Below are 6,741 nucleotides of genomic sequence, written 5' to 3'. Positions count from 1 at the left end.
CAGAACTCAATTAACTCATCTTGTTTATAAGGGTGATGAGAACTTAATTTCTGACCGTGCAATAAAAAAGGTCAGCGTTAAAAACCCGGCGTCGGAAATAACCTTTCCTGCTGGCGTCAGGTTCTTGGGTGAAAATAAAACGTTTCCGTCCGTATTTGGCGCTAAAGAAGTCATTGAGGTTATTTCAGGGGTATTGGAATGTAAGCATGGCGTCTTAGCCCGCGAGGTCACGCTAAAAGCGGGCTGGACAATGAAGCGCCAAATCGAAAACTGGCTGTCAGGAAATGACACGGTTGACTCTAAGGGGCAGCAGGTTGTTGAGTTCTTCTTCAAACCTAATGGCGTGCTTCAGTATGCTAAAAAGCGGGGCACCGAACATCCCAAAACCATCATAACCGGTTTTACCACGAAGCAAGGAAGTAAAGAGGTTGAAGCTCTGCTTGGTTCATCTGTGTTTGATTATCCAAAGCCGACAGGACTGATTGAACACTTAATGAAGGTCACGGACAGGGAAGATATCATTCTGGACTTTTTCGCCGGAAGTGGTTCTGCAGGCCATGCGGTGTTAAAGCAAAATAAGAAAGATGGCGGCAGAAGAAAGTTTATCCTGGTTCAATTGCCGGAGCCTATTTCAAAGAATGCGGCTGCAACAGCGTATTGCACTAGGGAGTCAATACCCGAATTGATTTCCCGCATTGCCCTGAAAAGAATAAAAAATGCCATCCTGCAAGAAGATAACACTCAGGGCGTTAAGTTTTTCACATTAGACCAAACAAATACTCACTAACAGGGGCGACCATAGCTCACCCCACGGACGCCCATTGTTCATATGGGGTGGATTATGAAGATGAAAGAGAACCCAGATTTATGGGCCGAACTGCTGAACGGCTTAAAAAACTCGTGGCCGCAGATATCCGGCTCTGTTTTAGCTGCATTAATTTGCTACGGTCGCCTGATTTATGACGGCGTGGAACGCAAGAACCGCTGGGTCGAGGCGCTGCTCTGTGGTGCCTTGTCATGGAGCGTATCCAGTGGCTTAGAGATGTTCGGTATTTCCAGTAGCTTTGCGCCTGCTATTGGTGGCGCTATTGGTTTTATTGGTGTTGAGAAGATACGCGAGTTTGCTATCCGTGCCATCAATAAACGTTTGGGGGATAAATAATGACGAGAGGCATTAGGAATAACAATCCCGGCAATATCGATCACAATTCCGCGAATAAGTGGCAGGGGCAAATTGGAATCGAAACGGGGGTAAAAAATCCTCGGTTCTGTCGATTCGAGTCACCAGAGTATGGTATTCGGGCACTCATGAAGTTGCTGTCCAACTACCACAAGAACGGTTACCAAACGGTGTACCGGATGATAGACCGCTGGGCACCCTCAATAGAAAACGACACCACGGCCTACATTAAGGGGGTTGCCAAGACACTGAGCGTAGACCCGCATCACGTTCTCAACATTGATAAACCGACGCTGATTGCATTGGCTAAGTCCATTATCCGGCACGAGAACGGCAAGCAACCGTATTCAGAGGCAACGTTTGAGAAAGCGTTTGAGCTGCTATGAAGTGGAAGGCTAAAGCTGTTGCGGTGGTTGTTTTTATCGCGCTGGTTAGCTCGGCTGCATATTCTATCTATTCAGTGTATGCAGACAATGGGCGACTCTCTGGAGAGAATCAGACATTGACAACTCAGCTATCAGAGAAAAACGCCATCATCACCACCCAGCAAGCGCGAATCAATCAACTCGCAGAACTGGACGCGAAACATACACAGAGGCTAGCCAATGCGAACGCTGAAATCGACAGGCTGCACACTGCTTCTCTTGCTCATCCTGAACGGGTGTACATCAAAGCCGAGTGTCCAGTGTCTAAAACCGCCAAGTCCTCCGGCATGGATGATGCAGACGCCGCCCGACCTACAGACGCCGCTGTCCGAAATTATTGGCTACTCAGAGAGCGCATTGCCACCTCAGAGCAAATGATGCTGGGGTTGCAGGAGTATGTCAGGACACAGTGTGGGTGAATCGTATTGTGAGAGAGATCGCATAGATTGATTGTTAATATTTTCTAATGTTGACAGTGGGTTTAATTTGATATTTACTGAACACGTTCCCTAGCAAAATCTATTAGGGATAAACCACCGCCATTGCCATTATTATGTATGCAGAAATACATTTTGGTAGTTTGATATGTTCCCCATTTTATGGGGATGTACCCGCAGAATATTTATCTTTATGGCTTATCTATTTATGTTCCTCGTGTAAACGGGGATGAACCGTTGTTATGTTCTTTTTTATTGTCTATAAGTCTATGTTCCCCGTATCAACGGGGATTTATTTAATGCCCCTATCATTTCCCTGCTGTAGAGGAATATAATCTGCTATGTCTATGAGAAATAATCAGAATTTTAAACGCATCTGTCTCGCATTAGAGCTAACTAAACATGATGTTTTTGATATTTTGGATGGAAAGTGCTCTAAATCACAAATAGATGGATGGGGCCGAGCATCTAATGCTAGAAAACAGGCGTCCGGGAACAGCACTGCGGAGACTGTTCCTCGTTTTAGGGCTATGACCGACCAGCAATTCGATGAATTTTGTGATGGGTTAGTTGGCTGGATGAAATCGGAGGATGATGAGGATTAGCTGCCCTCATCACTGGCGGAGTTCAGATGTTTCAGCACCCACGAGCTAAGTTTTAATCCCTCGCGTTGCGCTCGTTTTACGTAACGCGCTTTCAATTGAGAATTTAATCGAATAGTCAATACACTATCGGCAGGCAAAATCCCCGCTGCGTTGAGATTACCAATGTTTCCATGAAAGCCACGGGGGGGATAACCCGCCAGACCGTCCCGGTAGCCACTTTCCATGTCAGAACTGAATTGATTTGGAGTGGGTTCGGTGTGGGGGTCGTTATGAAAATGGCTGTGCAAGCCGCGCTGATATCCCATGAAATAATCACCACCAATTGACTCAGCCGCCGCAATATACGTTTTAAATTGACGTTCGTTCATTTTTTTTACTCAATAAAATGGGTGGTATGTCCACCCATGTTAATTAATTGCTCACTCATTGCTCGATTTCAATACCAACTCGGAGCGCATCCTCCAATGTTAGCTCAATACCCGCAGGATGTTCATACAGGGAACTGAAATGACTATCAACTGGATAGAGGTTATTGATAAATTCGATGCGGGTAATTGATTCTCCTGTTTCTGCATACAGAACATCAACATTACCATTTGAATTAATACGCCCGAAGATGTCATTGATAGTTAACATGATATTTCTCTCTCTTATTTAGGATTCCGCCCTATCGGTGAACTGCCGTTCAGTTCATGATTTAAATATAGCCCAATGAATTTCGTTTGTCTATACAAACAAATTAAAATAATGCAATTTAGTGATATCTATCACGCAATCCATTGTTCCAAGCCATCACATCCGTGGTGGCTTTTTTTATTCCTATATCCATTCCCCTGAGTGGTTAAAGGAATACTCATGCTGCCACCCCGTTCCTACCGCGTACCCAACGCACACGGGCTGGTGGCATTTTTATATCTGAATTTCACCGCGCACCGCAGCGCCAATCTAAACATCGAGCCTTTATTTAGGAATGAGCCTTTGAGGGATCAGCTAAAACTGATGCTACTCGATGGGCTGATTTCCTATGCGGCAAAGGTTCATTACCTAAGTAAGGATAAGCATCGTGAGTACAGCGTTAACTTTCAAAGAACATGAAATCGTTCCATTTGACAATAAGGACGGGAAGATTTGGTTTACGGGTGAGCAGTTGGCTCAATTGCTGGGCTATGCTGACATGAAACAAGTGAACAAGATTTATCAACGTCACAAGGATGAGTTTACCGATACGATGACTACTGTGGTCAAAGTGACGGCCTCGGACAAATCAATGGCTTACGGTGAACTATCCTCAGATGTCAGGCTTTTTTCTTCCAGAGGTGCTCATCTGATTGGGATGGTGTCGAGAACCAAAGTTGCCAAAGAATTGCGAAAATGGTTGCTGGACCTCATCGAGAAAGAATCAAACATTGATATCGGTACACTCGATATTACTGCCATAGCTCAACTTACCGGACAAAAGATGCATGACTTGATAGACGTTTTTAATAAGGCTTCTTTCAAGCACCGTGGTCAGAAAGGAAGTGGCTTAATGGCTCAACGCAAGCGGGATATAAAAAGAATCAAGGAAGCGACAAAACTGGCCTTAGAGCTTACCCAGTTCTCTATTCCCGATTTGGGTGACTTTCCTGATGGAGAATGTGAACCCGCATGAACCACGAACAATTTATTGAGAAGAACGTACAGGCCGAGTTAACCAAGCTCGGCTTTTCTGCATCTATAGCGGGGATGGCGAGTGACAGGGCAAAAGAGCACTATCGCCGCGCCGTGTCAGCCAGCAGAAAGGGCAAACTGTTTGATGACTGCCTGAGTATCGCCAAGGCATGGGCAAGTAAGTATTCAATTGAGAGGCCGAAGAGCAAGAGGGCTTGATGCAATTGCTCTGCAATTGTACCAGAGTGAATAGAACGAAAATTAAACTGAATACAACATTCTGCAAAGCACCTGAAAACGGGTGCTTGATAGAGGGTTATATAAACCGAACCAGTTATTTATTCTGATTTATGGGGAAATGGAACATGGGACAACAAACAAATCCGGTTGGTTGCCCTAGCAAGCTGAATGATGAGCTAATCGCTAAGGCTAGGGAGTATCTGTATGGCGGTTACACTGAACATGAAGCTGTCATCCCTAGCGTGGCGGGATTGGCCTGTTATTTAGGTATCGCCCGCTCCACAGTCTATGAATATGCAAAGCTGAATTCTGAATTTTCGGACACGTTAGAGGGAATTTTAGCGCTACAGGAAAGTAGATTGATTAACAAGGGGTTGTCGGGTGATTTCAATGCCACAATCACTAAGCTGATGCTGGCTAACCACGGCTACTCTGATAAACAGGAAATCGATCACCGTTCTCCCGATGGCTCTATGTCCCCACAGCCCGCCAAAATAATACTGGTTGCCGGAGGTCAGTGTGACGACAGCGAGAATTGAACTCCCGCCGAAACTTATTCCGGTGTTCAGTGGCGATTATCGTTACCGTGGTTCATATGGTGGACGAGGTTCAGGCAAGACCCGTTCATTTGCCAAGATGACCGCTATCCGGGGTTATATGTTCGCTGAGGCAGGAACTGAGGGCGTTATTCTCTGTGGGCGTGAATTCATGAACTCGCTGTCTGAGTCCTCAATGGAGGAAGTGAAGCAGGCCATCAAATCGGAGCCGTGGCTGGATAACTACTATGAGATGGGCGAGAACTATATCCGAACCCGAAACCGTAGAGTCTGGTATGTGTTCGCGGGATTGCGGCATAACCTCGATAGTATCAAATCAAAGGCGCGCATTCTGATAGCGTGGATAGATGAGGCTGAATCAGTATCCGAGGTCGCATGGAGAAAGCTAACCCCGACAGTACGTGAAGAAGGTTCAGAAATTTGGGTGACGTGGAACCCTGAAATTAATGGCAGTCCGACCGATAAACGTTTTCGCAAGATGCCGCCGGATAACTCCTGCATCGTCGAAGTGAACTACGATGATAACCCGTGGTTCCCTGATGTACTGGAACAGGAGCGCGTTAACGATCAGGCAAGGCTAGACGACAACACCTATGCGTGGATATGGGAAGGTGCCTATCTGGAGAACTCGGATAAGCAGGTGCTGGCGAACAAATACAAGATTGAAGAGTTTTCTGATGACCTGTGGCAGAAAGCCGACAGGTTGTTATTTGGGGGCGACTTTGGCTTTGCGAAAGACCCTAGCACGCTACTTCGCATGTTCATTTTAGATAACTGCCTCTACATAGAACATGAGGCATATGGTATCGGGGTGGAACTCGACCACATGCCCGCGTTTTATGAACAAGTACCAGAGTCCCGCAAATGGCCTATCAAAGCCGACTCCGCCAGACCGGAAACCATCAGCTATCTCAGGCGGCAAGGGTTCAATATCTCCGCCGCTAAAAAGTGGCAAGGCAGCGTTGAGGACGGCATCAGTTATTTACGCGGTTTTAAACAGATCTATATTCATCCCCGCTGTAAGCACACAGCAAAGGAAGCCCGATTGTACTCCTACAAAACAGATCGTACTACGGGCGAAGTGTTGCCTGTGATTGAGGACGCCAATAACCATTGTTGGGATGCGGCGCGTTATGGGCTGGATGGGTATATCAAGGGTCGTCGCAGTCTCAACATGAACCCGGACATTATTAACCAAGCGATGCATCATTCGCGTATTCGTCGGTAAACATCATTATGGTAAGAAAAAAACGTCAGGCTCAAAAGCTGCGGCGGGGATTCGCTTTGTCTCAATCTATTTGGGATCGGCTGGAATCAGAACAATACATACCTACGTATGATGAAGTTAAAAGTCTCTATGGTCCAGCAAAAACGCTAGGCGCACCGAAAGAAGCAGCTGTGGCAATGGACAGTGCCTTAAGTTCTGCGGGCGCGTACACCCTGATTCAACACGCATGGGAACATGGGCAGGGTTACGCAATGGGGCCATCTTTTATGGGGTACGCGGCATTGTCATCATTAACCCAGAACGGGCTAATTCGGGCGTGCATTGAAACCGTCGCTAATGATATGACGCGAGAGTGGATTGAAATCAAAGCCGTTGATATTGATGGTCAGGGTGAAGGCGCTGATAACAATAAAGCCATT

General features: G+C 46.3%; 12 protein-coding genes and 1 pseudogene. 11 read left to right on the top strand and 2 right to left on the bottom strand.

The window, feature by feature from the left end:
* The 5 genes from PSI23_RS19750 to PSI23_RS19730 form a co-directional block, all read left to right on the top strand.
* The coding region (locus PSI23_RS19750) for a DNA methyltransferase (RefSeq protein ID WP_273556680.1) at window positions 1-787 on the top strand (787 nt) is incomplete at its 5' end.
* Window positions 788-841: 54 nt separating this feature from the next.
* Window positions 842-1,162 carry a phage holin, lambda family gene (locus PSI23_RS19745; protein ID WP_273556679.1) on the top strand — a complete coding sequence of 107 codons (321 nt, stop codon included), beginning with the start codon at window positions 842-844 and terminating at the stop codon, window positions 1,160-1,162.
* Window positions 1,162-1,566: a structural protein gene (locus PSI23_RS19740; RefSeq protein ID WP_273556678.1), complete on the top strand. Its 405-nt coding sequence runs from the start codon at window positions 1,162-1,164 to the stop codon at window positions 1,564-1,566. The genes PSI23_RS19745 and PSI23_RS19740 overlap by 1 nt, the downstream gene beginning before the upstream one ends.
* Entirely contained in the window at window positions 1,563-2,024 is a 462-nt protein-coding gene (locus tag PSI23_RS19735) for a lysis protein (protein WP_273556677.1), read from the top strand. The genes PSI23_RS19740 and PSI23_RS19735 overlap by 4 nt, the downstream gene beginning before the upstream one ends.
* 359 nt (window positions 2,025-2,383) lie before the next feature.
* Window positions 2,384-2,647: a hypothetical protein gene (locus PSI23_RS19730; RefSeq protein ID WP_273556676.1), complete on the top strand. Its 264-nt coding sequence runs from the start codon at window positions 2,384-2,386 to the stop codon at window positions 2,645-2,647.
* Here PSI23_RS19730 and PSI23_RS19725 read toward each other — a convergent pair.
* Both PSI23_RS19725 and PSI23_RS19720 read right to left on the bottom strand, forming a co-directional pair.
* The gene (locus tag PSI23_RS19725) at window positions 2,644-3,015 is read right to left on the bottom strand and encodes a hypothetical protein (RefSeq protein ID WP_273556675.1); all 372 of its coding nucleotides are present in this window, start codon (window positions 3,013-3,015) and stop codon (window positions 2,644-2,646) included. The genes PSI23_RS19730 and PSI23_RS19725 overlap by 4 nt on opposite strands.
* A gap of 55 nt (window positions 3,016-3,070) precedes the next feature.
* Window positions 3,071-3,283, bottom strand: coding sequence for a hypothetical protein (locus PSI23_RS19720; RefSeq protein WP_273556674.1), 213 nt, complete (start codon window positions 3,281-3,283; stop codon window positions 3,071-3,073).
* Window positions 3,284-3,502: 219 nt separating this feature from the next.
* On the opposite strand from PSI23_RS19720, the gene PSI23_RS19715 reads away from it, so the two are divergent.
* From PSI23_RS19715 to PSI23_RS19690, 6 genes and pseudogenes are all read left to right on the top strand, one after another.
* On the top strand, window positions 3,503-3,742 hold the full coding sequence (locus PSI23_RS19715; RefSeq protein ID WP_273556673.1) for a hypothetical protein: 240 nt from the start codon (window positions 3,503-3,505) through the stop codon (window positions 3,740-3,742).
* Window positions 3,711-4,298, top strand: a complete 588-nt coding sequence (locus PSI23_RS19710; RefSeq protein WP_273556672.1) for a BRO-N domain-containing protein — start codon at window positions 3,711-3,713, stop codon at window positions 4,296-4,298. Before PSI23_RS19715 ends, PSI23_RS19710 begins: the two co-directional genes overlap by 32 nt.
* On the top strand, window positions 4,295-4,516 hold the full coding sequence (locus PSI23_RS19705) for a hypothetical protein (RefSeq protein ID WP_273556671.1): 222 nt from the start codon (window positions 4,295-4,297) through the stop codon (window positions 4,514-4,516). Before PSI23_RS19710 ends, PSI23_RS19705 begins: the two co-directional genes overlap by 4 nt.
* 146 nt (window positions 4,517-4,662) lie before the next feature.
* Complete coding sequence (locus PSI23_RS19700; protein WP_273556670.1) at window positions 4,663-5,076, top strand: DNA-packaging protein; 414 nt, start codon at window positions 4,663-4,665, stop codon at window positions 5,074-5,076.
* On the top strand, window positions 5,057-6,322 hold the full coding sequence (locus PSI23_RS19695) for a PBSX family phage terminase large subunit (protein WP_273556669.1): 1,266 nt from the start codon (window positions 5,057-5,059) through the stop codon (window positions 6,320-6,322). Before PSI23_RS19700 ends, PSI23_RS19695 begins: the two co-directional genes overlap by 20 nt.
* Window positions 6,323-6,330: 8 nt before the next feature.
* Window positions 6,331-6,741 (top strand): annotated as a pseudogene (locus tag PSI23_RS19690) (hypothetical protein); the annotation flags it as partial.

The organism is Xenorhabdus yunnanensis, from assembly GCF_028598805.1.
GTDB classification, from domain to species: Bacteria; Pseudomonadota; Gammaproteobacteria; order Enterobacterales; family Enterobacteriaceae; genus Xenorhabdus; species Xenorhabdus yunnanensis.
This window is presented reverse-complemented; position numbering and strand designations above follow the sequence as displayed.

Coding starts and splice junctions, on each gene's coding strand:
- PSI23_RS19745 (WP_273556679.1), top strand. CDS start 842: ATGAAGATGAAAGAGAACCCAGATTTATGGGCCGAACTGCTGAACGGC.
- PSI23_RS19740 (WP_273556678.1), top strand. CDS start 1,162: ATGACGAGAGGCATTAGGAATAACAATCCCGGCAATATCGATCACAAT.
- PSI23_RS19735 (WP_273556677.1), top strand. CDS start 1,563: ATGAAGTGGAAGGCTAAAGCTGTTGCGGTGGTTGTTTTTATCGCGCTG.
- PSI23_RS19730 (WP_273556676.1), top strand. CDS start 2,384: ATGTCTATGAGAAATAATCAGAATTTTAAACGCATCTGTCTCGCATTA.
- PSI23_RS19725 (WP_273556675.1), bottom strand. CDS start 3,015: ATGAACGAACGTCAATTTAAAACGTATATTGCGGCGGCTGAGTCAATT.
- PSI23_RS19720 (WP_273556674.1), bottom strand. CDS start 3,283: ATGTTAACTATCAATGACATCTTCGGGCGTATTAATTCAAATGGTAAT.
- PSI23_RS19715 (WP_273556673.1), top strand. CDS start 3,503: ATGCTGCCACCCCGTTCCTACCGCGTACCCAACGCACACGGGCTGGTG.
- PSI23_RS19705 (WP_273556671.1), top strand. CDS start 4,295: ATGAACCACGAACAATTTATTGAGAAGAACGTACAGGCCGAGTTAACC.
- PSI23_RS19700 (WP_273556670.1), top strand. CDS start 4,663: ATGGGACAACAAACAAATCCGGTTGGTTGCCCTAGCAAGCTGAATGAT.